At 65.8% G+C, this 21,629-nt stretch carries 26 protein-coding genes; 14 read left to right on the forward strand and 12 right to left on the reverse strand.

Annotated features, from left to right (window positions below; all coding sequences use genetic code 11):
• Positions 1 to 28: 28 nt before the first annotated feature.
• Together ETR14_RS10845 and dinB are read right to left on the reverse strand one after the other, a co-directional pair.
• Positions 29 to 967 carry an oxygenase MpaB family protein gene (locus ETR14_RS10845; protein ID WP_206186021.1) on the reverse strand — a complete coding sequence of 313 codons (939 nt, stop codon included), beginning with the start codon at positions 965 to 967 and terminating at the stop codon, positions 29 to 31.
• A gap of 33 nt (positions 968 to 1,000) precedes the next feature.
• Complete coding sequence (gene dinB, locus ETR14_RS10850) at positions 1,001 to 2,044, reverse strand: DNA polymerase IV (protein ID WP_129391698.1); 1,044 nt, start codon at positions 2,042 to 2,044, stop codon at positions 1,001 to 1,003.
• A gap of 223 nt (positions 2,045 to 2,267) precedes the next feature.
• Between dinB and ETR14_RS10855 the strand changes: the two genes are divergently transcribed.
• Positions 2,268 to 2,507, forward strand: a complete 240-nt coding sequence (locus ETR14_RS10855; RefSeq protein ID WP_129384616.1) for a hypothetical protein — start codon at positions 2,268 to 2,270, stop codon at positions 2,505 to 2,507.
• Between the two features lie 119 nt (positions 2,508 to 2,626).
• On the opposite strand, the gene ETR14_RS10860 is transcribed toward ETR14_RS10855, so the two are convergent.
• Positions 2,627 to 3,049 carry a hypothetical protein gene (locus ETR14_RS10860; RefSeq protein WP_129384617.1) on the reverse strand — a complete coding sequence of 141 codons (423 nt, stop codon included), beginning with the start codon at positions 3,047 to 3,049 and terminating at the stop codon, positions 2,627 to 2,629.
• Positions 3,050 to 3,233: 184 nt separating this feature from the next.
• Entirely contained in the window at positions 3,234 to 3,677 is a 444-nt protein-coding gene (locus ETR14_RS10865; RefSeq protein ID WP_129384618.1) for a hypothetical protein, read from the reverse strand.
• 78 nt (positions 3,678 to 3,755) lie between these two features.
• On the opposite strand from ETR14_RS10865, the gene ETR14_RS10870 reads away from it, so the two are divergent.
• The 4 genes from ETR14_RS10870 to ETR14_RS10885 all read left to right on the forward strand — a co-directional run bounded on the left by ETR14_RS10870 (position 3,756) and on the right by ETR14_RS10885 (position 7,233).
• Positions 3,756 to 4,058, forward strand: a complete 303-nt coding sequence (locus ETR14_RS10870) for a hypothetical protein (protein WP_129384619.1) — start codon at positions 3,756 to 3,758, stop codon at positions 4,056 to 4,058.
• Positions 4,059 to 4,237: 179 nt separating this feature from the next.
• Positions 4,238 to 5,437 carry an ADP-forming succinate--CoA ligase subunit beta gene (sucC, locus tag ETR14_RS10875; RefSeq protein ID WP_129384620.1) on the forward strand — a complete coding sequence of 400 codons (1,200 nt, stop codon included), beginning with the start codon at positions 4,238 to 4,240 and terminating at the stop codon, positions 5,435 to 5,437.
• A 120-nt stretch (positions 5,438 to 5,557) separates the two neighbouring features.
• On the forward strand, positions 5,558 to 6,307 hold the full coding sequence (locus ETR14_RS10880; RefSeq protein WP_129384621.1) for an electron transfer flavoprotein subunit beta/FixA family protein: 750 nt from the start codon (positions 5,558 to 5,560) through the stop codon (positions 6,305 to 6,307).
• The gene (locus ETR14_RS10885; protein WP_129384622.1) at positions 6,304 to 7,233 is read left to right on the forward strand and encodes an electron transfer flavoprotein subunit alpha/FixB family protein; all 930 of its coding nucleotides are present in this window, start codon (positions 6,304 to 6,306) and stop codon (positions 7,231 to 7,233) included. Before ETR14_RS10880 ends, ETR14_RS10885 begins: the two co-directional genes overlap by 4 nt.
• A 180-nt stretch (positions 7,234 to 7,413) precedes the next feature.
• On the opposite strand, the gene rplT is transcribed toward ETR14_RS10885, so the two are convergent.
• The 3 genes from rplT to ETR14_RS10900 all read right to left on the reverse strand — a co-directional run bounded on the left by rplT (position 7,414) and on the right by ETR14_RS10900 (position 9,079).
• On the reverse strand, positions 7,414 to 7,779 hold the full coding sequence (gene rplT, locus ETR14_RS10890) for a 50S ribosomal protein L20 (RefSeq protein ID WP_106511797.1): 366 nt from the start codon (positions 7,777 to 7,779) through the stop codon (positions 7,414 to 7,416).
• A 12-nt stretch (positions 7,780 to 7,791) separates the two neighbouring features.
• The gene (gene rpmI / locus ETR14_RS10895) at positions 7,792 to 7,995 is read right to left on the reverse strand and encodes a 50S ribosomal protein L35 (RefSeq protein WP_129384623.1); all 204 of its coding nucleotides are present in this window, start codon (positions 7,993 to 7,995) and stop codon (positions 7,792 to 7,794) included.
• Positions 7,996 to 8,146: 151 nt separating this feature from the next.
• The gene (locus ETR14_RS10900) at positions 8,147 to 9,079 is read right to left on the reverse strand and encodes a ribose-phosphate pyrophosphokinase (RefSeq protein WP_129384624.1); all 933 of its coding nucleotides are present in this window, start codon (positions 9,077 to 9,079) and stop codon (positions 8,147 to 8,149) included.
• Positions 9,080 to 9,178: 99 nt separating this feature from the next.
• Here ETR14_RS10900 and gltX point away from each other — a divergent pair, with 99 nt between their 5' ends.
• From gltX to ribH, 7 genes are all read left to right on the forward strand, one after another.
• On the forward strand, positions 9,179 to 10,516 hold the full coding sequence (gene gltX, locus ETR14_RS10905; RefSeq protein WP_129384625.1) for a glutamate--tRNA ligase: 1,338 nt from the start codon (positions 9,179 to 9,181) through the stop codon (positions 10,514 to 10,516).
• A 126-nt stretch (positions 10,517 to 10,642) separates the two neighbouring features.
• Entirely contained in the window at positions 10,643 to 11,329 is a 687-nt protein-coding gene (locus ETR14_RS10910; protein WP_129384626.1) for an energy transducer TonB, read from the forward strand.
• A gap of 81 nt (positions 11,330 to 11,410) precedes the next feature.
• Positions 11,411 to 11,740, forward strand: coding sequence for a hypothetical protein (locus tag ETR14_RS10915; protein ID WP_129384627.1), 330 nt, complete (start codon positions 11,411 to 11,413; stop codon positions 11,738 to 11,740).
• Positions 11,741 to 11,757: 17 nt separating this feature from the next.
• On the forward strand, positions 11,758 to 12,708 hold the full coding sequence (gene ribD, locus ETR14_RS10920) for a bifunctional diaminohydroxyphosphoribosylaminopyrimidine deaminase/5-amino-6-(5-phosphoribosylamino)uracil reductase RibD (protein ID WP_129391701.1): 951 nt from the start codon (positions 11,758 to 11,760) through the stop codon (positions 12,706 to 12,708).
• A 79-nt stretch (positions 12,709 to 12,787) separates the two neighbouring features.
• Positions 12,788 to 13,390 carry a riboflavin synthase gene (locus ETR14_RS10925; protein ID WP_129384628.1) on the forward strand — a complete coding sequence of 201 codons (603 nt, stop codon included), beginning with the start codon at positions 12,788 to 12,790 and terminating at the stop codon, positions 13,388 to 13,390.
• Positions 13,390 to 14,496, forward strand: coding sequence for a 3,4-dihydroxy-2-butanone-4-phosphate synthase (gene ribB, locus ETR14_RS10930; RefSeq protein ID WP_129384629.1), 1,107 nt, complete (start codon positions 13,390 to 13,392; stop codon positions 14,494 to 14,496). The genes ETR14_RS10925 and ribB overlap by 1 nt, the downstream gene beginning before the upstream one ends.
• A complete protein-coding gene (gene ribH, locus ETR14_RS10935; RefSeq protein WP_129384630.1) occupies positions 14,497 to 14,916 on the forward strand; it encodes a 6,7-dimethyl-8-ribityllumazine synthase in 420 nt (139 codons plus the stop codon). It abuts the gene before it with no gap.
• 20 nt (positions 14,917 to 14,936) lie between these two features.
• Here the strand turns inward: ribH and ETR14_RS10940 are convergent, their stop codons facing one another.
• From ETR14_RS10940 to ETR14_RS10950, 3 genes are read right to left on the reverse strand one after another with little or no spacing between them, the layout of a single operon-like run.
• Positions 14,937 to 15,890: a zinc transporter ZntB gene (locus ETR14_RS10940; protein WP_129384631.1), complete on the reverse strand. Its 954-nt coding sequence runs from the start codon at positions 15,888 to 15,890 to the stop codon at positions 14,937 to 14,939.
• On the reverse strand, positions 15,887 to 16,747 hold the full coding sequence (galU, locus tag ETR14_RS10945; protein WP_129384632.1) for a UTP--glucose-1-phosphate uridylyltransferase GalU: 861 nt from the start codon (positions 16,745 to 16,747) through the stop codon (positions 15,887 to 15,889). The genes ETR14_RS10940 and galU overlap by 4 nt, the downstream gene beginning before the upstream one ends.
• A 37-nt stretch (positions 16,748 to 16,784) precedes the next feature.
• Complete coding sequence (locus ETR14_RS10950; RefSeq protein ID WP_129384633.1) at positions 16,785 to 17,018, reverse strand: hypothetical protein; 234 nt, start codon at positions 17,016 to 17,018, stop codon at positions 16,785 to 16,787.
• A 99-nt stretch (positions 17,019 to 17,117) separates the two neighbouring features.
• Here ETR14_RS10950 and ETR14_RS10955 point away from each other — a divergent pair, with 99 nt between their 5' ends.
• A complete protein-coding gene (locus ETR14_RS10955) occupies positions 17,118 to 17,684 on the forward strand; it encodes a TlpA disulfide reductase family protein (protein WP_129384634.1) in 567 nt (188 codons plus the stop codon).
• A gap of 24 nt (positions 17,685 to 17,708) precedes the next feature.
• On the opposite strand, the gene dapD is transcribed toward ETR14_RS10955, so the two are convergent.
• Together dapD and ETR14_RS10965 are read right to left on the reverse strand one after the other, a co-directional pair.
• The gene (dapD, locus tag ETR14_RS10960; RefSeq protein ID WP_129384635.1) at positions 17,709 to 18,533 is read right to left on the reverse strand and encodes a 2,3,4,5-tetrahydropyridine-2,6-dicarboxylate N-succinyltransferase; all 825 of its coding nucleotides are present in this window, start codon (positions 18,531 to 18,533) and stop codon (positions 17,709 to 17,711) included.
• Entirely contained in the window at positions 18,530 to 19,204 is a 675-nt protein-coding gene (locus ETR14_RS10965; RefSeq protein WP_129384636.1) for a pyrimidine 5'-nucleotidase, read from the reverse strand. Before ETR14_RS10965 ends, dapD begins: the two co-directional genes overlap by 4 nt.
• Before the next feature lie 305 nt (positions 19,205 to 19,509).
• On the opposite strand from ETR14_RS10965, the gene ETR14_RS10970 reads away from it, so the two are divergent.
• On the forward strand, positions 19,510 to 21,618 hold the full coding sequence (locus tag ETR14_RS10970; protein ID WP_165356404.1) for a S8 family peptidase: 2,109 nt from the start codon (positions 19,510 to 19,512) through the stop codon (positions 21,616 to 21,618).
• Positions 21,619 to 21,629: the final 11 nt, after the last annotated feature.

Below are 21,629 nucleotides of genomic sequence, written 5' to 3' on the forward strand. Positions count from 1 at the left end.
GCCGCCGGGCGGCACAACGGAAGCGCAATCAGCGCCGGTAGAGCAGGTCGTCGGGCAGGCCGAGCCGCCGGCACGACTGCACGGCCGGAGACGCGGCGAGCGGGATCCGCTCGGCAGCGCCGGCAGCCGCGCGGACGAGCGGCCGCTGCCACGATTTCAATCCCCATTCCGGGCCAAGGCCCAACCGGAGGCGCAGCCAGCCGGGCACGATGTCGACCGCCGCCTTGACCAGCAGCAACTGCAGCGGCCGAGCCGCCGGCGGCAAGGCCGGCACGTTTCTCATGATCTCGAGGAACTCGAAGACGATCGGCGAGGGTTCGAGGCGCGGCGCGAGCCGGCTCGCCAGCGCGTCGAAGGCCGATCGCGATCGGGGTGCGCCATCGGCTCCGTAGAGCGACGCGGCCGGAGCGGCCTCCTCGAAAGCGGCGTCGATCTCGGCACTGGAGAGGCGGAACGCATAGGCCGAATAGGCCGTAGCGAAACCGAAGGTCGCGGTCGCCTGCATCCAGTCGAGCAATTCCGGATCGTTGGCAGCATAGGGGATTCCGCCGGAGGTGGTCCCGGTGACCCGGCCATGCGCGCGAACGACGCCGGCGATCATCGCCTCCGCCTTGGAGCGCGGACCATAGACGGTCAGCATTGCGGCGAGACCGGTTCTCCGCAGCCTGGTGAGCGCATCGGTTCGGAAGCTGGAATGTTGCCACACGCCATCGCGAACGCTGGGTTCGGCAAGTTCGAGGATCACCGCCGCCACGCCGCCGATGAACAGGGTGATCGGGTTCTTGAAGATCCGCCACGAAATCGATGTCGGGGCAATCAGCGCCGACTCGCCGAGGGGCTGCGAGAAATCGACGGTGGGCATTCCGGGCGCGTCGAACAGGTCGGCGGCAAGGGCGTCGATCCGGGACATGACGGCACGCGGCACTCTGAGTCCCGCGGCCGGCAGCATCGGTCTGAGCGTCTTCATGCTTCACCAACGAAGCCGCCGGCCGCCCGTGCCCTAAAGGGGCAGCTCTAGCGCCACGGGTGCGGCCGTCTCCACACCGCCCTCCTCCAGATTGGAGAGACCAAGCCCCAGCAGGCGAATGCTCTTCACTGGCGGCAGCAGCAGACCGAGCAGAGCCTTCCCGATCGCAACGAACTCTTCCACGTCGGCGACCGCCCGGTCGAGAGATCGTGCTCGCGTGATGATCTGGAAGTCGGCATATTTGACCTTCAGGTTCACCGTCCTGCCGCTGATCCGCTTGCTTTCGATCCGGGTCCAGACATGGCGCCCGATTCGATCGAGCTCGGCGATCAGCGCTGCGGGATCGGAAACGTCGGTCAGGAACGTGTCTTCGGCGCTCACCGATTTGTAGGGGCGATCGGCCTTGACCTGGCGGTGGCAGATGCCGCGGGCGAGATCGTGATAGTAACGCGCCGAACTTCCGAAATGGGCCGCCAGCCATTCGAGGCTTCGTGCCTTGAGATCTGCGCCGGTTTCGATGCCGAGCCGTGCCATCTTGGCCGCCGTTTTTGGACCGACACCGTGGAAGCGGGCGACCGGCAGTCCTTCGACGAATGCAGGTCCGCGGCCAGGCGTGACCACGCACAGACCGTCCGGCTTGTTCTGATCGGACGCGATCTTGGCCAGGAACTTGTTGTACGACACACCCGCGGAGGCGGTCAGGCCGGTCTCCTGCTGTATGCGAGCCCGGATTTCCTGCGCGATGGTGGTGGCGACACCGATGTTCTTAAGGTCTTCGGTGACGTCGAGATAGGCCTCGTCAAGGCTGAGCGGTTCGACATGCGGCGTATAATCGAGAAAGATGGCGCGAATCTGGTGCGACACCGCTCGATAGGCATCGAAGCGAGGCTTGACGAAGATCAGGTCCGGGCAGCGCCGTTTCGCGGTGACCGCGGGCATCGCGGAGCGCACGCCGAAGGTTCGCGCCTCGTAACTGGCGGCCGCGACAACGCCGCGAACCCCACCGCCGACTGCGATCGGCTTGCCGCGAAGCTCGGGGTGATCGCGCTGTTCGACGGACGCATAGAAGGCGTCCATGTCGACGTGGATGATCTTTCGGATGGCGTTCACGCTTTGTGCCTATAAGACGCGTCGCAGAGCCTTGAAAGGCCTGATAATTGCTATCCACCAGCGGTGCAAAGCTACAACAGTTCGCGCATCTCGTCACTTTTTTGCACCGCAACAGGCCGAATGGCGCCGAAGGGGCTTGAAAGAATCGCGGATGCAAGTCAGCGAGTGATCTCCGAAGAGGGAGACTATCGTGTTCAGGAAAATCAGTGCTGCGGTAATCGCCGCCAGCCTGGTCGTTGCTCCGACGGTCGCTGCCGCGCAAAGCTCGGCACCGACTGAAGTAGCGCCGGCCAGCGAAAGCATCGACGGCAACAATCAACTCCGTGGCGGGTTCATTCTTCCGCTCGTGGCGCTTGTCGCAGTGGTTGCTGCGGTCATTCTTTTGACCGGCGACGACGACGATGATGAAGAGACGCCCGTTACCCCCTAAGGTATTCGGATCGTTTCGATTTACGGCCGCACGCTGACAGGACTTCTGACAGCGTGCGGTTTGTCGTTTCTGGCCGAGCAGATGTCCCCACAAGGGGCGATCCTACAGACCGTCGATCGTTAGAAGTTCACCCGCAGCCCGGCGCCGGCAAGGCGGCTGGTGCGCGGCGCAACGTCCCGAATCGGGTCCGTTTTCCTGAGTTCGCGCTCACGCGTCGACGCTCCGGTCACGGTGAAAAGGCCGAGACCCACATCCACCCGGTCGAGAATCGGCAAACGACCTACCATGCCGTTGGTCATCACCGGCAGTCCGTCCAGCCCGAGCAGCGGATCTCCGGCCATTTGCACCCGGCGGTCACGGCGCAGCATCTTGCCCGTGTCCCCCGACCGTGGCGCGCGAACGATGCCGCTCAGGATCACCGTATCCGACAGTCGCGTGACATCGGCGATCTGCCCCTTGCGCGCAGCTCGAATTTTCTGCTCGCTGCCATCCGGATCCTGGCGACGCCCGGCCTCAGCAGGCGCGGTCGCGACCAGGCACATGATGAGCGTCGCGAGCCCGGTACATCCTCTCTTCATGCCAGGCTCCAGTGACTAACCTGTTTAAGCCTCGAGGAACCATCCGGTTCCCATCTGGGAACGTAGATCGAGGTGATAACTGTCAGCAAGGCGAAAAGTTACGCCGCCCAGGTTTTCGCTACGGTTTCGCGCTGCATCGGAGATCTCCCTAAGGGAGAGAGCTGGCCCCGGTCCGCCCGGCCCCCAGGGCATCGGCAATCCGGCGAAGCTGACGCACGGCGAGCACAAGCGCAATCAGCCCAAGGGCGAGCAGTCCGGCGACGCTCAGAAGCGCGTAAGCGATGGCTTCGGGCCATCGTTCGTCGCTCCGACGTGCAGCCTGCGCGGCCTCGGCGATCGCCTCCGCATCCTGCACGGGTCCGAGAGCTGCCCGCGCGTCAGGTCTCTCCGCGTTCGCCCCCGACGCTCCTTCATCGCTGACCGAGGCCGCCGCAGTCTGTTCGACGGTTTCGGACCCCCTTCCAGCAGGCGGCACGCCGCCCCCGTCTCCTTGAGTAATCGCTGCGATCGATGCGAAGATCGACAGGGTGACCAATCCGGCCAGCGCCAGCATTACGGTTCGGAGCAGCCGCTCGAGGAAGCGCATGGACATTGCGGGTCCAATCGGCGGGGACTGGCGTTGTTCCGCCGCGGACACGATGTAGGGCATGGTCTGAACCTCGGAGGAACCATGCGTATCCTGCTTCCCGCACTGGCACTGCTTCTTGCCTCCTGCTCCACCGTCGCGGAAAATCGGATCAGCTCGGCTCTGACCGACGCCGGACTTTCCGAAAAGGTGTCGGAGTGCATCGCCGAGAGGATGGTCGACAGATTGTCATGGGACCAGCTTCGCAGCCTCGGGCGGCTCAGCGAGGAGCGCACCAAGACGAAGATGAACCTTGCCGAGTTCCTTCATCATTATCGCGGCGCGCTCGATCCCGAGGTCTATGCGGTGATGACGCGCGCCGGCGTCAGCTGTGCGCTGACTGCGTGATCCGCCGCCTCAGGATCGCGGGCGATGCGCGTCCGGCTGAGACATGGCGGATCGGAGGCCGCGGCAGCAATGCGGTAGGGCGGCTGCGTCCGCCCAGGGGTGCGTGCCCTTGGCTTCGCGCCGCCGCTGTGCTTTAGGGCCGCCAAACCCTTCCACCGATCAAGGAAGCTCCCCTCCCCATGAACATTCACGAATATCAGGCGAAGGAACTCCTCGCCAAGCACGGCATCCCCGTCCCGGCCGGCCACGCCGCTCTCTCGGTCGAAGAGGCCGTCGCCGGCGCCGGCAAGCTGCCCGGGCCGCTCTACGTGGTCAAGGCGCAGATCCATGCAGGCGGTCGCGGCAAGGGCAAGTTCCAGGAACTCGGCCAGGAGGCCAAGGGCGGCGTTCGTCTCGCCAAGAGCGTCGACGAAGTTCGCGCCAATGCCGAGGAAATGCTCGGCAAGACGTTGGTGACGATCCAGACCGGCGTCGAAGGCAAGCAGGTCAACCGCCTGTACGTCACCGACGGAGTCGACATCGCCAAGGAATATTACCTGGCTCTGCTCGTCGATCGCGCCACCGGCCGAGTCGCCATGGTTGTGTCGACCGAGGGCGGCATGGACATCGAACAGGTCGCGCATGACACGCCGGACCGTATCACCACGATCACGATCGATCCGGTTCAGGGCTTCCAGGCCCATCACGGGCGCGCGCTCGCTTTCGCCCTGAAGCTCGGCGGCGAGCTCAACAAGCAGGCCCAGGCGCTCGGCAGGAAGCTCTACGACGCCTTCATGGCGCTCGATTGCGCGATGCTCGAGATCAATCCCCTGGTCGAGAGCAAGGACGGTCAGCTGCTCGTGCTCGACGCCAAGATGAGCTTCGATTCGAACGCGATGTTCCGCCATCCCGATGTCGAGGCGCTGCGCGACGAAACCGAGGAGGACCCGGCCGAGGTCGAAGCGTCAAAATATGATCTCGCCTATATCAAGCTCGACGGCGATATCGGATGCATGGTCAACGGCGCCGGCCTTGCCATGGCGACGATGGACATCATCAAGCTCAACGGCGCCTTCCCGGCCAACTTCCTGGACGTCGGCGGCGGCGCTTCGAAGGAGAAGGTGACCGCGGCGTTCAAGATCATTCTCTCCGATCCTGCCGTGAAGGGCATTCTGGTCAACATCTTCGGCGGCATCATGCGCTGCGACATCATCGCCGACGGCATCGTTGCAGCCGCGCGGGAAGTCGATCTCAAGGTGCCGCTGGTGGTGCGACTCGAAGGCACCAACGTCGAGGAAGGCAAGCGCATTCTCGCCGACTCGGGCCTCGCCATCGTTCCTGCCAACGATCTCGGCGATGCGGCCCAGAAGATCGTCGCGGCGGTCAAGGACGTCGCTTGACGTTAACGTAAAGGGCAAGCTACGCAGCCCACATTCCGCCCCTCTCTCGGCGGCGAGCCATCGAGCGCATGCTCTGATGTGCTCTTGCGGAGAGAGGGGAAGTTTGTGGGGAGATTCGTGATGAAGCTGCTCGTGCCCGTGAAGCGGGTGATCGATTACAATGTGAAGCCGCGGGTGAAGGCGGACGGGAGCGGGGTCGATCTCGCCAACGTCAAGATGAGCATGAACCCGTTCGACGAGATTGCGGTCGAAGAGGCGATCCGGCTGAAGGAGAAGGGTGGGGCAACCGAGATCGTCGTGGTCTCGATCGGCCCGGCCAAGGCGCAGGAGACCTTGCGGACCGCTCTGGCGATGGGTGCGGATCGTGCGATCCTGGTCCAGACCGACGATGCCGTCGAGCCGCTCGCCGTCGCCAAGATCCTGGCCAAGGTCGCGGCCGAGGAGCAGCCGGGGCTGATCATCCTCGGCAAGCAGGCGATCGACGACGATTCGAACCAGACCGGCCAGATGCTCGCCGCCTTGCTCGGCTGGGCGCAGGGCACCTTCGCCTCCAAGGTCGAGCTGTCGGGCGAGAGCGTCGACGTCACGCGTGAGGTGGACGGCGGCCTCGAGACGCTGCGGCTGAAGCTGCCGGCGATCGTCACCACCGATCTGCGCCTCAACGAGCCGCGTTATGCGTCGCTGCCCAACATCATGAAGGCAAAGTCGAAGCCGCTCGCGACCAAGGCGCCGGCCGATTACGGCGTCGACACCGCGCCGCGGCTGACCACATTGTCGGTGCGCGAGCCGTCCAAGCGCGAAGCCGGCATCAAGGTCGCCTCGGTCGACGAACTGATCGACCGCCTCCGCACCGTGGGAGTCATCGGATGAAGAGTCTCGTTCTCGTCGAACACGAAGCCGGCGATCTCAAGGACGCCACTCTGGCGGCAGTCACCGCCGCCGCCAAGCTTGGCGAGGTCCATCTCCTCGTCGCCGGCGAGGGCGTCTCCGCCGTCGCCGAGGCGGCCGCGAAGATCGCCGGCGTCGGCAAGGTCCACGTCGCCGACGATGCCGCTTACGCGCATCAGCTGGCGGAGAATGTGGCGCCGCTCATCGCAGAGCTCATGGGCCACCATGACGCCTTCGTCGCGCCGGCGACGACCACCGGCAAGAATGTCGCGCCGCGGGTCGCCGCTCTGCTCGACGTGATGCAGGTCTCTGACGTGATCGAGGTGGTCGACGCCGACACCTTTGTGCGGCCGATTTACGCCGGTAATGCGATCGCGACGGTGAAGTCGGCCGACGCCAAGAAGGTGCTGACCGTCCGCGGCACCGCCTTCGACAAGGCGCCGCGCGAGGGCGGCTCCGGCACGATCGAGGCGGTCTCGGGCGGCAGCGATGCCGGCCTGTCGAGCTTCGTCGGTGCGGAGATTGCCGCCTCGGAGCGTCCGGAGCTGACTAGCGCCAAGATCATCGTCTCCGGCGGGCGCGCGCTCGGCTCGGGCGAAGCCTTCCATCAGGTCATCGATCCGCTGGCGGACAAGCTCGGCGCCGCCGTCGGCGCGTCCCGCGCCGCAGTCGATGCCGGCTATGCGCCCAACGATTATCAGGTCGGCCAGACCGGCAAGATCGTCGCCCCCGAACTCTATGTCGCGGTCGGCATTTCGGGTGCGATCCAGCATCTCGCCGGCATGAAGGAGTCCAAGACGATCGTCGCGATCAACAAGGACGAAGACGCACCGATCTTCCAGGTCGCCGACATCGGCCTGGTCGGCGACCTGTTCAAACTGGTGCCGGAGCTGACCGAAAAGCTGTGAGACGCCTCTCCCCTTTAGGGGAAAGGCTGGGAGAGGGGCAGTGCCCCTTCTCCCGCGCCGGCGCTCTAGAACGGGTCTCCCCTCTCCCTACCCTCTCCCCTGAAGGGGAGAGGGAATGAAAAAAAGGCGCGGAAGGATTGCTCCTTCCGCGCCTTTCCTGTTTCAGCAGCGCTGAGGCGTTCAGGCCTGGGCCGGAAGTGCCGCGCGGGCCTGGGCGATGATCGCGCTGAACGCTGCACCTTCGTGCATCGCAATGTCGGCGAGGACCTTCCGGTCGAGATCGACACCGGCGAGCTTCAGGCCATGCATGAACTGACCGTAGGTCAGGCCCTCGGCGCGGACCGCGGCGTTGATGCGCTGGATCCAGAGGGCGCGGAAGCTCCGCTTCTTAACCTTGCGGTCGCGATAGGCATATTGTCCGGCCTTCTCGACGGCCTGACGAGCGATACGGATCGTGTTCTTGCGACGGCCATAATAGCCCTTCGCCTGTTCCAGGATCCTCTTGTGACGGGCCTTGGTGGTGGTACCCCGCTTGACGCGTGCCATGTCGGGTTCTCCTTACTTCAGGCCGTACGGGGCCCAGGCCTTCACGCGCGCCGTGTCGGCAGCTGCGAGGACCTCGGTACCGCGATTCTGGCGGATATACTTCGCGTTGTGGCTGATCAGCCGGTGGCGCTTGCCCGCCACGCCGTGCTTGATCTTGCCGGTCGCGGTGAGCTTGAAGCGCTTCTTCACGCCGCTCTTCGTCTTAAGCTTGGGCATTTTCGTCTCCTTGACCGCGATGCGGACGATTAAGAACGGCCACGGCAGCCCTGATGGCCGGGCCGTTCGATTTCTTCCAGAAGTCGGAAAGAAGCGGCGCCTATAGAGACACATGGCTCCAAAGGCAAGGCAGAGTGAATGGCGCGGGGGCTCAGTCGAACAGGCTGGAGACGCTGCTCTCGTCGGCGATCCGCTTGATCGCCTCGCCGAGCAGCGGCGCGATGGTGAGGATGCGCACCTTGGCTGCCGCCGCGGCCGCTTCCGAATAGATCGAATCGGTGATCACCAGCTCGGTGAGCGCGCTCTTTTCGACCCGTGCCACAGCACCTCCGGACAGTACGCCATGCGTGCAATAGGCGACCACCCCTTCCGCTCCCGCTTCGAGCAGCGCCGCGGCCGCGTTGCACAGGGTGCCGGCCGAATCGACGATGTCATCGATCAGGATGCAGAAGCGGCCGGCGACGTCGCCGATGATGTTCATCACCTCCGATTCGCCGGGGCGCTCGCGGCGTTTGTCGACGATCGCCAGCGGCGCGTTGTCCAGTCGCTTGGCGAGCGCCCGGGCGCGAACCACACCGCCGACGTCGGGCGACACCACCGTGATGTTGCGGCCGGCGAAGCGGGCGAGGATGTCGGCAGACATGACCGGCGCCGCATAGAGATTGTCGGTCGGGATATCGAAGAAGCCCTGGATCTGACCCGCATGCAGATCGACCGAGAGCACCCGGTTGGCGCCTGCGACGGTGATCAGATTGGCGACCAGCTTCGCCGAGATCGGGGTGCGGGGACCGGGTTTGCGATCCTGCCGCGCATAGCCGAAATAGGGGAGCACGGCGGTGATCCGCGCAGCCGACGCGCGCCGCAGCGCGTCGATGCAGATCAGCAGCTCCATCAAATTGTCGTTGGCCGGATAGCTCGTCGACTGGACGACGAACACGTCCTCGCCACGCACGTTCTCCAGAATCTCGACGAAGATCTCTTCATCCGCGAAGCGTCGGACGCTGGCCTCGGTGATCGGCAGCTCGAGATAGGAGGCGATGTTCTTCACCAGCGCCTGGTTCGAATTGCCGGCCATCAACTTCATGAAATGATCCCCGAATGTGCTGGCTCGAAGCCCATAAGCGCGCCGCGCCGGAAGGCAAGGTCTGTTGCCGCGCGTCTGTCCCATCCCTACAGCGCGGGCATGAACGTCGTCACTCGCTTCGCGCCCGCGCCGACCGGCCGTCTCCACGTCGGAAACATCCGGACCGCAATCCATAATTGGCTCTGGGCACGAAAGCATCAGGGACGATTCCTGCTGCGCTTCGACGACACCGATCGGGAACGCTCGACCGAGGACTCCGTCCACGCCATTCGGGCTGACCTCGCCTGGCTGGGGCTGCAGCCGGACGAAGAGCACCGCCAGAGCGCGCGCTTCGATCGCTACGACGCGGCACTCGAGCAATTGCGGGCGGCCGGCCGCGTCTATCCGGCTTACGAGACGGCGCAGGAACTCGATCTCAAGCGAAAAGTGCAACTGAGCCGCGGCAAGCCGCCGGTTTACGATCGCGCCGCATTGTCGCTGACGGAGGAGGAGCGTGCGCGTCTCGAAGCCGAGGGCCGTCGTCCGCATTGGCGCTTCCGCCTCGACCATGGCGCGCCGATTGCGTGGACCGACATGATCCGTGGTCCGCAGCATTTCGATCCGGCCCTGCTTTCGGACCCGGTGATCCGGCGCGAGGACGGCAGCTGGCTCTACATGCTGCCGAGCACCATCGATGATATCGACATGGACGTGACGCATGTCGTCCGCGGCGAGGATCATGTCACCAATACGGCGCTCCAGATCCAGATGTTCGAGGCCCTGGGCGCGACTCCGCCGGACTTCGCTCACGAAGCTCTGCTCGTGGGATCGGAGGGCAAATTGTCGAAGCGCCTGGGCTCGCTCGGTGTAGATGCCATGCGCGAGGACGGTATCGAATCGGCCGCGATCCTCGCCAAACTGGCGCGGCTCGGCACGTCGCTTCCGGTCGAGGCAATCGTCGATCCGGCGCCGCTGATCGAGACCTTCGACTTCGCCACCTTCGGCCGCGCGCCTGCGCGTTTCGATCTCGATGAATTGAAGGCGCTCAACGCGCGGATCATCCACCTGCTGCCGTTCGCGGCAATTGCCGACCGGCTGCCGGAGGGAATGGGCGAAGAGGATTGGGCCGCGATCCGCCCCAACCTCAAGAGCATCGCCGAGGCGGCCGACTGGTGGTCGATCCTCCACGGCCATGTCGAGGCGATCGCGGAGGAGCAGGAGCGGCCCTTCCTGCAGGCGGCCGCCGTGGCGGCCGGTGCCCTCGACTGGGCGGAGGCGCCGTGGCCGCAACTCGTCGCCGCGCTCAAGGCGGAGACCGGGCGCACCGGCAAGACGCTGTTCCTGCCCCTCCGCCGTGCGCTGACCGGACGCGACAGCGGGCCTGAAATGGCGGCTCTGCTGCCCCTGATCGGTCGAGACGAGACCATCGCGCGCCTGAGCGCCGCGGCCGGCGCCTGACCTCCTTCGCTCGGATTGCAACCGAAGGAACAATTCTGCAGATCCTCTATTGTGTAATGTTGTAACATCATGATACGTAATAATGTCTCATGAGTCGCAGCAGACGACGCAACAAGGAGAGCAACCATGGCCCAAGGAGCATTCCTGCAACCAACCAAGAGCAACGGCACCGCGCTGACCGTGGTGATTCTGTTGCACGCGACCGCCCTCACCGCCGTCGCTTTGTCGAAGATGGACGTGATCAGGATCAAGCCGGATCGGACCAAGATCATCCGCGTCGCGCCAGAGGCGATCCCACCCGAGAACCCGCCGCCGCCAACCGAAAAGGTCGTGGAGCCGAGGACCACGCCTCCCATAACCGCGCCCACGCCCGAGATCGACCTCCCGCCGATCTTCGACGCGCCGGTCGCCGAGCCGACTCACATCCGGGACGTCGACTTGACCCCGACCGCCGGCGTCTCGCTTCCCGATTTGCCGCAGGGCGCCGCCATGCCGCCGCCGCCGCCGCTGCCCAAGACGGTCGAACCCGCGCGGGCGAAGGCGAACCTTGCGAGCTACGTGACCGATTCCGATTATCCGGCGGCAGCCATCCGTGCGGAAGAACAGGGCACGACGCGCTTCCGCCTTGCCGTGGGCGCGGACGGCAAGGTTGCGAGCTGCACCGTCACCGCATCGAGCGGATCCTCGGCGCTCGACGCCAAGACATGCAGCATCATGCAGAAGCGGGCGCGCTTCACGCCGGCACGCGACACCGCCGGCAACCCGGTCGGCGACACCGTCTCCAACGCTATCCGCTGGATTCTTCCCGAATAATCCAGAAGGCCGCCCTCCTCCCGTGTCCCGTGGCGGGAGGAGGGACTGGCGGCAGGCGCGGCGAAGGCCTATCTTCCGCTCATGGGCTATTATCCGAAACCTTCGTCCCCACGCGCGTTGATCGCCGACATCCGCGCCTTTGCGCAGCAGCGCAGCGCCGTGCAATGGGGGGCGCTGGCAACCGCGATCATCATGCCGACCGCGATCATCATCCTGTTCATCATCGATGGCGACACCAATATTCGTCCGGGGCCCAAGATCATCTACGCGGAGAGCTGGAGCGCCGAGCGCACGGACGCGGAGATCATCGCCGATCAGAAAAGAGATCAGGCAAGGCGCGAGGCCGCGATCAAGGAGCGGCAGCAGCAGTTCAAGCGGCTCGAGCAGAAAATGGAAAAGCTCGGCATTTGACTGACGACCTGCGCTGGATGGGCGCTGCTCTCGCGCTCGGCGAGCGGGGCCGCGGCCGTACCGCGCCGAACCCGTCGGTGGGATGCGTTCTCGTCAAGGATGATCGGATCGTCGGCCGCGGCTGGACCCAGCCGGGTGGCCGTCCGCATGGCGAAGCCATGGCGATCGCCGACGCCGGAGCAGAGGCGCGCGGCGCGGTCGCCTATGTGACGCTCGAGCCGTGCGCACACTCCAGTCCTCGCGGGCCCGCCTGCGCCGATCTCCTCATCCAGGCCGGGGTCGCGCGGGTGGTGGTCGCGATCGGGGACCCCGATCCCCGCACCAATGGGGCGGGCCTTGCCCGACTTGCGGAGGCCGGCATCGCCGTGACATCGGGCCCCCGTGCCGCCGAAGCCGAGCGCTCGCTCGCAGGGTTTCTCGCCCGCATCCGGCTTGGCCGTCCGTATGTCACCCTGAAGCTCGCCATGTCGCTCGACGGCAAGATCGCCCTGCCCTCGGGCGAGAGCCGCTGGATCACCGGCGAGGATTCGCGGGCACACGTTCATGGCGAGCGCGCGCGTGCCGACATGATCCTGGTCGGCCGAGGCACCTATGACTCGGACCGGCCGAAGCTTGACGTCCGGCTCCCCGGGCTGGAACCCTGGTCCCCACGCCGCGCGCTGCTGACTCGCGGCGACGGGGTCCCGGAATGGCACCGGCTCGGCAGCCCCGAGGAGATCCATGCGCTCAAGGACGTCAACGATCTGTTTGTCGAGGGCGGCTCCGGTGCCGCCTCGGCCTTTCTGAAGGCCGATCTCGTCGACCGCATGCTCCTCTATCGGGCGCCGATCCTGATCGGGGAGGGCAAGCAGTCGCTCGGCTATATCGGCCTCACCAGCATCGCCGAAGCCCATCGCCGTTGGCGGCTCGCCGATTCGCGGATGCTTGGAATCGACCGGCTGGAAGTCTACGAGCGCGACAGACTCTAACCTTCTGTGCTCCCCTTCCGGCCTGCGCCTCCATCGGGCGCACATCGCAAGCGCGGCGCACGACAGTGATCGGAACCGCATGTTCACCGGAATCATCACCGACGTCGGACAGGTCCGCTCGGCCGAGCAGCGTGGCGACCTTCGCCTCGTCATCGCCTGCGGCTATGACCTTGCCACAGTCGATCTCGGCGCCTCCATCGCCTGCTCGGGCGTCTGTCTTACCGTGGTCGACAAGGGGGAGGATTGGTTCGCGGTCGATCTGTCCGCCGAAACGCTCTCCCGCACCGCCGGCGGCCTCTGGCAGGAAGGGGCACGTCTCAACCTCGAGCGCTCGCTGCGCGTCGGCGATGAGCTTGGCGGCCATATCGTCACCGGCCACGTCGACGGTATCGGCCGCGTCGAAGGCGCTGCGGTGGTTGGCGATTCCACCCGGGTGACCATCGTGGCCCCCGCCGAAATCGAGCACTATATCGCGGCCAAGGGCTCGATCGCCCTCGATGGCGTGTCGCTGACCGTGAACGAAGTCGAACCGATCAGCGATGGTGTCCGTTTCGCGATCAACATCATCCCGCATACCGCCGAGCAGACCACGCTGCGCGATCTTGCGCCCGGCCGGCCGGTCAACATCGAAATCGATATCCTCGCTCGCTACATCGGGCGCATGATGGAACTGAGGCGCTGATGGAACGGGGTTTTCTCTCCTCCCCCGAGGAATTGATCGACGAAGCCCGCAACGGCCGAATGTTCATCCTCGTCGACGACGAGGACCGGGAGAATGAGGGCGATCTCGTCATTCCCGCGCAGATGGCCACACCCGACGCGATCAACTTCATGGCCAAGCATGGGCGCGGCCTGATCTGCCTCGCTCTGGCCAAGTCCCGGGTGGATCAGCTCGGCCTCGGCCTGATGAGCCGTCACAACGGCACCCGCCACGAAACCGCCTTCACCACCTCCATCGAGGCCAAGGAAGGCGTGACCACCGGAATCTCCGCGGCCGATCGCGCGCGAACCATCTCGGTTGCGATCGATGCCTCGAAGGGTCCGGACCATATCGTCACGCCCGGCCATGTCTTCCCGCTCGTGGCGCGGGACGGCGGCGTGCTGATCCGGGCCGGCCACACCGAGGCGGCGGTCGACATTGCCCGCCTGGCCGGCCTCAACCCCTCCGGCGTGATCTGCGAGATCATGAAGGAAGACGGGACGATGGCGCGGATGGACGATCTCGTCGCCTTCGCCCAGCTCCACGCCCTCAAGATCGGCACCATTCGCGATCTGATCGCTTACCGCCTCAAGAAGGACCATCTCGTCGAACAGACCGCGGAAGCGCCGTTCGAGAGCCATTGGGGCGGCCGCTGGACGGCCAAATCCTTCCTCAACAAGGCGCTCGGCACGGAGACGCTGGTGTTGATCAAGGGCGAGATCGATCCCGCCCGGCCGACGCTCGTGCGCATGCATCAGCTGAGCCTGTTCGAGGACGTGTTCGCCGATGCCAGCAAGCGCAGTGGCCTGCTTGCCGGTGCGATGCGCGCGATCGAGCAGGAAGGCTCGGGAGTTCTGGTCGCGCTCACGCGCCAGGTGCCGATCTCCGCATTGCTCGACGCCCGAGCCGGCAAGAGCGGCGAACGCGACATGGAGCAGCTTCGCGACTATGGTGGCGGTGCGCAGATCCTGTCCGCGCTCGGCATCCACGACATGGTGCTGCTGACCAACACCCACCACACGCCGATCGCGCTCGAAGGCTACGGCCTCAAGATCGTCGGCGAGCGCCCAATCCCCCTGGAGAGCTGAATGGCCCGCTTCCTCATCGTCGAAGCCCGCTTCTACGACCATCTCAACGACATGCTGCTCGACGGCGCCCGGACGGCGCTCGAGGACGCGGGGCACGGCCACGAGACCGTCACCGTCCCAGGCGCTCTCGAAGTCCCGGCAGCGATCGCGCTTGCCGCCGACACCGGCCGTTACGACGGCTTCGTCGCGCTCGGCGTGGTCATCCGCGGCGAGACCTATCACTTCGAAGTGGTCTCGAACGAAAGCGCGCGTGGGATCATGGCGCTGACCCTCGACGGGCTCGCCATCGGCAATGGCATCCTCACCGTCGAGAACGAGGCGCAGGCCCTCGCTCGCGCCCGGCGCACGGAAAAGGACAAAGGCGGCGAAGCGGCCAAGGCGGCGATTGCCATGCTGGCATTGAAGGAGCGGTTCGCGTAGGCGCTCTCAAGCGCCTACGTCTAATGGCGCAGCCAATGCCGCGCCAGGAACCAGGCGAGCACGCCAGCACCGATCACGAAGCAGAAGCCGACCACGCCCCAGAAGGCCCAGGGCGCTTCGGCGAACGGGATACCCTTGACGTTCATGCCGAGCAGGCCGGTGATGAAGGTCAGCGGCAGGAAGATGAAGGCGACGATCGAGATGAGGAGCGATCGCGATTCCATCAGCTCGCCACGCAAATCGGTGAGCTGCTCGTGGAGCAAAGCGGCGCGCTCCCGCACCGCTTCCAACTCCTCCGCCATGCGGGCGAAGCGGTCGGCTGCCTCGCGGATGTGAAGCCGGTCTTCCTCGGCGAGCCAGTCCATGTCCAGCCCCGCCAGGGTTTGCAACGCATCACGGTCCGGCGCGACGAAGCGACGGAAGGCGATCGCCTCCGAGCGAATCTCGGCGATCGTGCTTCGCAACCGGTAGACGTTGCCGGCTTCCATGCTGCTCTCGCAATCGTCGAGCTGGTCGCCGAGATCGGCCACCTGCGGATCGAGCTGCTTCGAGATCGCACGCGCGAAAGCGGCGACGAGGTCGCCGGGATCGAGAATTTGCCCCGCTTCCATTTGCGCGGTCACCTGCGCCGTCACGGCGAGCGGGAAGCGGGTCACCGAATTGACCTTGCCGTGCCTGGCCCAAAGACGGATCGACACGAGGCGGTCCGAGCCGGCGCTCTCGTCCGCTGCGGGGCCGCGCAAATTGACGAGTGCGCCATCCTCGATCCTATCGCAGCGTGGCCGGGTCTCGGTGGCGACCAGGGCATTGACGGCGATGTCGGGTATGCCCTGGCTGCCGAGGATGGCGAGATCCTCGTGCTCGGTGCCCTCCAGATGGATCCAGACGAACCCGCTGCCCTCATAGACGGCAGCCTGCTCCGGCGTCAGCAGGCTGACCTTGCCGTCGGCGACGAGGATCGCCGCACAGCTCATCCGCGGCCGGCGAGATAGTCGCGGATCGCCGGCCCGACATCGTCCCGGCCAAGAGCCAGCGCAATATTGGCTTTGACGAAGCCGATCTTGTCCCCGCAATCGTGGCGCTCGGCATCCACCGTCACCCCATGAAAGGGCTGGCGGCCGATCAGCTTCGCCATTGCGTCGGTGAGCTGGATTTCGCCGCCGGCGCCCGTTTCCTTGTTTTCCAGGATCGCCATAACCTCCGGCTGGAGAATGTAGCGGCCGACCACACCCAAATTCGACGGTGCCTCTTCCGGCTTGGGTTTCTCGACCAGGCCCTTGACCTCGGTCAGCTTGCCGTCGCGAGCGCCGGGGCTGAGGATCCCGTAGCTTGCCGTGCGCTCGTGCGGCACCTCCTCGACGCAGACGATATTGCCGCCGACCTGTTCATAGGCTGCGATCATCTGGGCGAGGCAGCCTGGCCGGCCAACCATCAGATCGTCCGGAAGCAGCACCGCGAAGGGTTCGTCGCCGACGAGGTGCCGTGCGCACCAGACGGCATGCCCCAAGCCGAGCGGCTCCTGCTGGCGCACCGATGCGATGGTGCCGGGGGCAAGCCGGGTCGAATCGAGCACGGCCAGCGACTTGCCGCGGGATCGCATCGTCGCTTCCAGTTCGAAGCCGATGTCGAACTGATCGTCCAACGCGGTCTTGTTGCGGCCGGTGACGAAGATCATCTGCTCGATGCCCGCTTCCAGCGCCTCCTCGACCGCATATTGGATCAGCGGACGGTCGACGACGGTGAGCATTTCCTTGGGCATGGCCTTGGTTGCAGGGAGGAAGCGCGTGCCGAGCCCGGCGACCGGGAACACGGCCTTTTTGACTTTCTTCATTGGAACTCCGGATGTGAACGTCGCCAGCTGATCGGCTCTAGCGTGGCGGCAGGTCGAAGGGATCGTCCTCGCGCTCTTCGGATCGGCGCAGCGTGTCCTCCTGACGCACAGGCCGGGCGATCGGCGGGGCCGTCAGCATCTCTTCCGTGGTCGGCGCCCGGGCGGACTGCGCCGGGGCGACCGGAGGGCGCGATCCGACGGCAGGCTGAAGCGGCTCGACCTGGCCGCAGGCGGCAAGCGGCAACAGGGCGAGCAGAAGGGCTTTTCTCATCTGGAGAGGCATAAACCGGGAGTGCGGGAGGGTCGATTGAAAAAGAACGAGGTGACGCAGCGGTTGCCCGCGTGCGCCGGGGGTCGTAACCGCGTGGACATGCGGTGGTTCCCCCTTCTTCTTGTTCTTTGTGCCGGTGGATGCGGACCCGCCGGGACGCAGCCGGAGCCGCCGCAAAACAGCGCCCTCACGGCGCCCTCGACGTCGTCGCCCCGCGCGCTGGGCGGTCTCGACCGCAGCCATGCCGGTGCCGCCGCCCCCGATGTCGCTTTCCAGGATCCGGACGGCGAACCGGCGACTCTCGCCGATTTCCGCGGCAGACCGCTGCTGCTCAACCTGTGGGCGACATGGTGCGCGCCCTGCATCAAGGAAATGCCCACCCTCGATGCGCTGGCGGCGCGGGAAGGCGACCGGCTCCAGGTCGTGACGCTCAGTCAGGACATGGAGGGCCGCAACAAGGTCGACACTTTCCTTGAAGCCGGCAAGTTCAGCCAGCTCGAGGGTTGGCTCGATCCCGAGATGAAAATGATGGCCGCGCTCGGCATCGCCACTCTGCCGACCACGATCCTCTACGACGCGCAAGGGAAGGAAGTCTGGCGCTTCGTCGGCGACGAGGATTGGGCCGGCAAGGACGCGGCGCGGCTGCTCGATGAGGCGAGGCGGTAGGCGCAGCCGTTCCGCCCCGATAGATCAGTCGCGCAGCAGTTCGTTGATGCTGGTCTTCGAGCGCGTCTGCGCGTCGACGCGCTTGACGATCACCGCACAGGCGAGACTCGGGCCACCGTTCCGGGACGGCAAGGTGCCGGGGACGACCACCGAATAAGCGGGCACCCGGCCGACGAAGGTTTCGCCCGAATCGCGGTCGACGATCTTGGTCGACGCGCCCAGGAACACGCCCATCGACAACACCGCGCCCTCTTCGACGATCACGCCTTCGGCGACTTCGGAACGGGCGCCGATGAAGCAATTGTCCTCGATGATCACCGGACCGGCCTGAAGCGGCTCGAGCACGCCGCCGATCCCCGTGCCGCCCGAAATATGGACGTTCTTGCCGATCTGTGCACAGCTGCCGACGGTCGCCCAGGTGTCGACCATCGTCCCTTCGCCCACATAGGCGCCGATGTTAACGAAGCTCGGCATCAGCACGGCGCCCTTGCCGATGAACGCACCGCGGCGCACGATCGCCCCCGGCACCGCGCGAAAGCCTGCGGCGCCGAACTCGGCCTCGCCCATTGCGGCGAATTTGGACGGCACCTTGTCCCACCAATGTGCACCGCCCGGCCCGCCGGCGATCGTCTCCATAGGGGTGAGCCGGAACGAGAGGAGGACCGCCTTCTTGAGCCACTGATTGACCGTCCATCCGTCGGCGCCCTTCTCCGCTACGCGGGCATCGCCTTTGTCCAGCGCGGCCAGCGCGGCCTCGATGGCGTCGCGAACCTCCGTGTCGTCGGCGCCGAGGGAGTCACGCCGGTCCCACGCGGCCTCGATGGTCTGCTGAAGGGCGGCGTCGGTCATGGATGTTCCTCTTTCACGATATCGGTGAGCCACTCGCCGATATCGGCGGTTCGGTAATCGATAAAGGCCGGATGGGCCTCGCGCCCGGCCTGTTCGGAGCCATTGTCCACCCACACCGTGCACATGCCGAGCGCCTTGGCCGGGATCAGGTTTCGCGCCATGTCCTCCACGAACAAGGCGGAGGTCGGCACGATCTCGAAGCGGGCGCACATCGCAGCGTAAGCACGCGGATCGGGTTTGGGCACATAGTCCATCGCATGGATGTCGTGCAGCCCGTCGAAGGCATTGGCTAGGCCGAGCCTATCGAGAACGCGGCCGGCATAGCGCTCGTCACCATTGGTGAACACGAACTTGCGTCCCGGCAGACGATCGAGCGCATCGACGACGCGCGGATCGGCCGTGATCCGGGCAAGATCGATATCGTGAACATAGTCGAGGAAGGTGCGTGGATCGGTACCGTGCGCCTTCATCAGACCTGCCAGGGTCGTACCATGCTCATGGAAATAGCCCTTCTGAACCCGCCTGGCCTCCTCCGCATCGCATCCGAGCAGTTCCTGGATGAAACGCCCCATCCGAATGTCGATAAGTTCGAAGAGGTTCGTCGAGGCGGGATACAGGCTGTTGTCGAGGTCGAAGATCCAGCAGTCGATGTGGCGAAGCGCAGGCAGCATCGCGCGGCCGTACAACAGACGGTGTCTTCATCAAAATGAAAGCAGGTGGCCTCTATAAGATGGTTAGGATTTCCTAAACTTTTCGGGCGGTTAGCACCGTGGGAGTGGCGATGGAACGGCGTTGGGACAAGCACATTCTGATCCTGTCGACCTGCGCATTCGCGCTTGCGGTAGCCGGTTGCGGCGGTGGCGGCGGCGGGGCGCGTCCTTCTCCCGCGCCGATCGCGCCACCCCCGGTGCCGCCCCCTCCCGCTCCACCGCCGCCACCGCCACCGCCTCCGCCACCTCCGCCGGCACCCACGGCAGTGAACTTCAATGATGCCGAATATCAGCGCTCCAACGGTGCGGTCTCGGCCGGGGCGATTACCGCCTGGAATGCGGGGGCGACCGGGCGCGGCATCAAGGTCGGGGTGATCGACACGGGTCTGAATTCCAGTTTGGCGGAGTTCGCCGGCCGAATCGACCCGGCGAGCCGCGACCTGGTCGCCAATCGCGGGGTCGCGGACAGCGAGGGCCACGGCACGGCCGTGTCCGGTGTGATCGCGGCTGCGCGCAACGGCACTCAGAATGTCGGGCTCGCCTTTGAATCGACGATCATTTCGCTGAACAGCTCCAATCCGAACGATTGCGACGACGAAGACGGCTGCAAGCACAACGACAACGACATCGCGCAGGGGATCGACATCGCGGTCGCGAACGGAGCCCGTGTGATCAACATCTCGCTCGGCGGCGACGGCATCGGCTCGACGATGCTGAGCGCGGTCCGGCGGGCGAGCGCAGCCGGCGTGGTCATGGTGATTTCGGCGGGTAACGATTCGGCCGCCGATCCGAGCGCCTTCGCGGTCGGGGCGGCGCGTCAGAGCAATGGCCTCGTCATCATCGCAGGTGCCCATGACAGTGCGCGGGCGTTGGCGGATTTCTCGAACAAAGCCGGCAGCGGTTCCGGCTATTACCTCACCGCACTCGGCGTCCGAGTCCGCACCATCGACGAGAACGGCACCGGCACCTTGTGGAGCGGTACGTCCTTCTCGGCGCCGGTGGTCACCGGGGCCGCTGCCCTGCTCGCGCAGGCCTTTCCCAATCTCACGGGGCACCAGATCGTCGAGTTGCTGCTCACCACTGCGGACGATGCCGGCGCCGCCGGCACCGACGCGGAATTCGGCCGGGGCATCCTCAACCTGCAGCGCGCATTCCAGCCGCAAGGCGCAATTACCATGGCCGGCAGCGCCGCGCCGGTCCCGGCCATCGCCGGCTCCGGCTCCGGAGCGATGGGCGATGCCAGCTCGGCGGGCACGATGAAGGGTGCGATCGTTCTCGACGGCTATTCGCGCGCCTTCGTTGCCGATCTCACCACCCGCCTCCTTCAGGCGCCGCAGGAGCGTCCGCTCGCCCGCGGCTTGGTCGGCGACCAGCGCAGCGCCACCGTCCAGAACAGGATGGTCGCGGTCTCGCTCACCCTCGACCGGCGCCAAGGCACACAGCCGCAGGTCGGTCTCGCCCAGCTTGGCCTCACCTACGAAGATGGACGCCGAGCGCGCGTCCTCTCCGGAATGATGGTCAGCCGAATCAGCCCGAACACCGCCCTGGCGCTCGGTTTCTCGGAGAGTGGCCGGGCACTCCAGCAGCGCCTGAGCGGCCAATATGGCACTGCCTTCCTCGTCGCTCGCGATCCCAGCGGGAAAATGGGTTTTTACGGCAGCAACAGCGCCAGCATCGGCCTCCGGCACGATCTCGGCGCCGTCGGGTTGACCGTCACCGGCGAGCGCGGCGACGTTTATCAAGATGGCGTGCAGCGCGCCCGCCGAGCCGCTCTTCCCGGCTATACGGTCGGCGCGGTCACCTTCGACCGGCGCATCGGTTCGGCCAGGCTCAGCCTTGGCGCGACTCGGCTCGACGAGCGGGAGACGATCCTTGGCGGACGCCTCGCCTCGAGCTTCAGCAACGGCGGCGCAACCAGCTGGTTCGCGGATGCCGCCGCGGATGTTTCGCTGGGCGACGGTTGGAGCGCGTATGCAAGCTACCGCCGGGGCACCACCACGCTGTCGTCGGGTCTGCTGGCCACCGGCGGCAGGCTGACGAGCGATGCCTGGGCGATGGACCTTGCCAGGCGGAACGCCTTCCGTACAGGCGACATGCTGGCGATCCGGCTGATGCAGCCGTTGCGCGTCCGTTCCGGCGGCTACGACATCAACCTGCCCGTTTCCTACGATTATGCAGACGGCAGCGTCGGCTACGAACGCCGCGTCTTCAACCTTGCGCCGACGGGGCGCGAGATAGACTTCGAGGCGGCCTATGGCGTCGGCATGTGGAGCGGCTATGTCAGTGCCAACGCTTTTGCGCGCCGCCAGCCGGGCCACATCTCCGGTGCCGAATCCGATCTTGGCGGCGCGATTCGCTTCACCCTGGGGTTCTGACGGCCTCGCCG

Source organism: Sphingosinicella sp. BN140058 (assembly GCF_004135585.1).
Lineage (GTDB): Bacteria > Pseudomonadota > Alphaproteobacteria > Sphingomonadales > Sphingomonadaceae > Allosphingosinicella.

Bases quoted from the DNA above. Each gene is read 5' to 3' on its own strand.
- ETR14_RS10845 (WP_206186021.1), bottom strand. From the start codon at position 967: ATGAAGACGCTCAGACCGATGCTGCCGGCCGCGGGACTCAGAGTGCCG.
- dinB (WP_129391698.1), bottom strand. From the start codon at position 2,044: ATGGACGCCTTCTATGCGTCCGTCGAACAGCGCGATCACCCCGAGCTT.
- ETR14_RS10860 (WP_129384617.1), bottom strand. From the start codon at position 3,049: ATGTGCCTGGTCGCGACCGCGCCTGCTGAGGCCGGGCGTCGCCAGGAT.
- ETR14_RS10865 (WP_129384618.1), bottom strand. From the start codon at position 3,677: ATGTCCATGCGCTTCCTCGAGCGGCTGCTCCGAACCGTAATGCTGGCG.
- ETR14_RS10870 (WP_129384619.1), top strand. From the start codon at position 3,756: ATGCGTATCCTGCTTCCCGCACTGGCACTGCTTCTTGCCTCCTGCTCC.
- sucC (WP_129384620.1), top strand. From the start codon at position 4,238: ATGAACATTCACGAATATCAGGCGAAGGAACTCCTCGCCAAGCACGGC.
- ETR14_RS10880 (WP_129384621.1), top strand. From the start codon at position 5,558: ATGAAGCTGCTCGTGCCCGTGAAGCGGGTGATCGATTACAATGTGAAG.
- ETR14_RS10885 (WP_129384622.1), top strand. From the start codon at position 6,304: ATGAAGAGTCTCGTTCTCGTCGAACACGAAGCCGGCGATCTCAAGGAC.
- rplT (WP_106511797.1), bottom strand. From the start codon at position 7,779: ATGGCACGCGTCAAGCGGGGTACCACCACCAAGGCCCGTCACAAGAGG.
- rpmI (WP_129384623.1), bottom strand. From the start codon at position 7,995: ATGCCCAAGCTTAAGACGAAGAGCGGCGTGAAGAAGCGCTTCAAGCTC.
- ETR14_RS10900 (WP_129384624.1), bottom strand. From the start codon at position 9,079: ATGAAGTTGATGGCCGGCAATTCGAACCAGGCGCTGGTGAAGAACATC.
- gltX (WP_129384625.1), top strand. From the start codon at position 9,179: ATGAACGTCGTCACTCGCTTCGCGCCCGCGCCGACCGGCCGTCTCCAC.
- ETR14_RS10910 (WP_129384626.1), top strand. From the start codon at position 10,643: ATGGCCCAAGGAGCATTCCTGCAACCAACCAAGAGCAACGGCACCGCG.
- ETR14_RS10915 (WP_129384627.1), top strand. From the start codon at position 11,411: ATGGGCTATTATCCGAAACCTTCGTCCCCACGCGCGTTGATCGCCGAC.
- ribD (WP_129391701.1), top strand. From the start codon at position 11,758: ATGGGCGCTGCTCTCGCGCTCGGCGAGCGGGGCCGCGGCCGTACCGCG.
- ETR14_RS10925 (WP_129384628.1), top strand. From the start codon at position 12,788: ATGTTCACCGGAATCATCACCGACGTCGGACAGGTCCGCTCGGCCGAG.
- ribB (WP_129384629.1), top strand. From the start codon at position 13,390: ATGGAACGGGGTTTTCTCTCCTCCCCCGAGGAATTGATCGACGAAGCC.
- ribH (WP_129384630.1), top strand. From the start codon at position 14,497: ATGGCCCGCTTCCTCATCGTCGAAGCCCGCTTCTACGACCATCTCAAC.
- ETR14_RS10940 (WP_129384631.1), bottom strand. From the start codon at position 15,890: ATGAGCTGTGCGGCGATCCTCGTCGCCGACGGCAAGGTCAGCCTGCTG.
- galU (WP_129384632.1), bottom strand. From the start codon at position 16,747: ATGAAGAAAGTCAAAAAGGCCGTGTTCCCGGTCGCCGGGCTCGGCACG.
- ETR14_RS10950 (WP_129384633.1), bottom strand. From the start codon at position 17,018: ATGAGAAAAGCCCTTCTGCTCGCCCTGTTGCCGCTTGCCGCCTGCGGC.
- ETR14_RS10955 (WP_129384634.1), top strand. From the start codon at position 17,118: ATGCGGTGGTTCCCCCTTCTTCTTGTTCTTTGTGCCGGTGGATGCGGA.
- dapD (WP_129384635.1), bottom strand. From the start codon at position 18,533: ATGACCGACGCCGCCCTTCAGCAGACCATCGAGGCCGCGTGGGACCGG.
- ETR14_RS10965 (WP_129384636.1), bottom strand. From the start codon at position 19,204: ATGCTGCCTGCGCTTCGCCACATCGACTGCTGGATCTTCGACCTCGAC.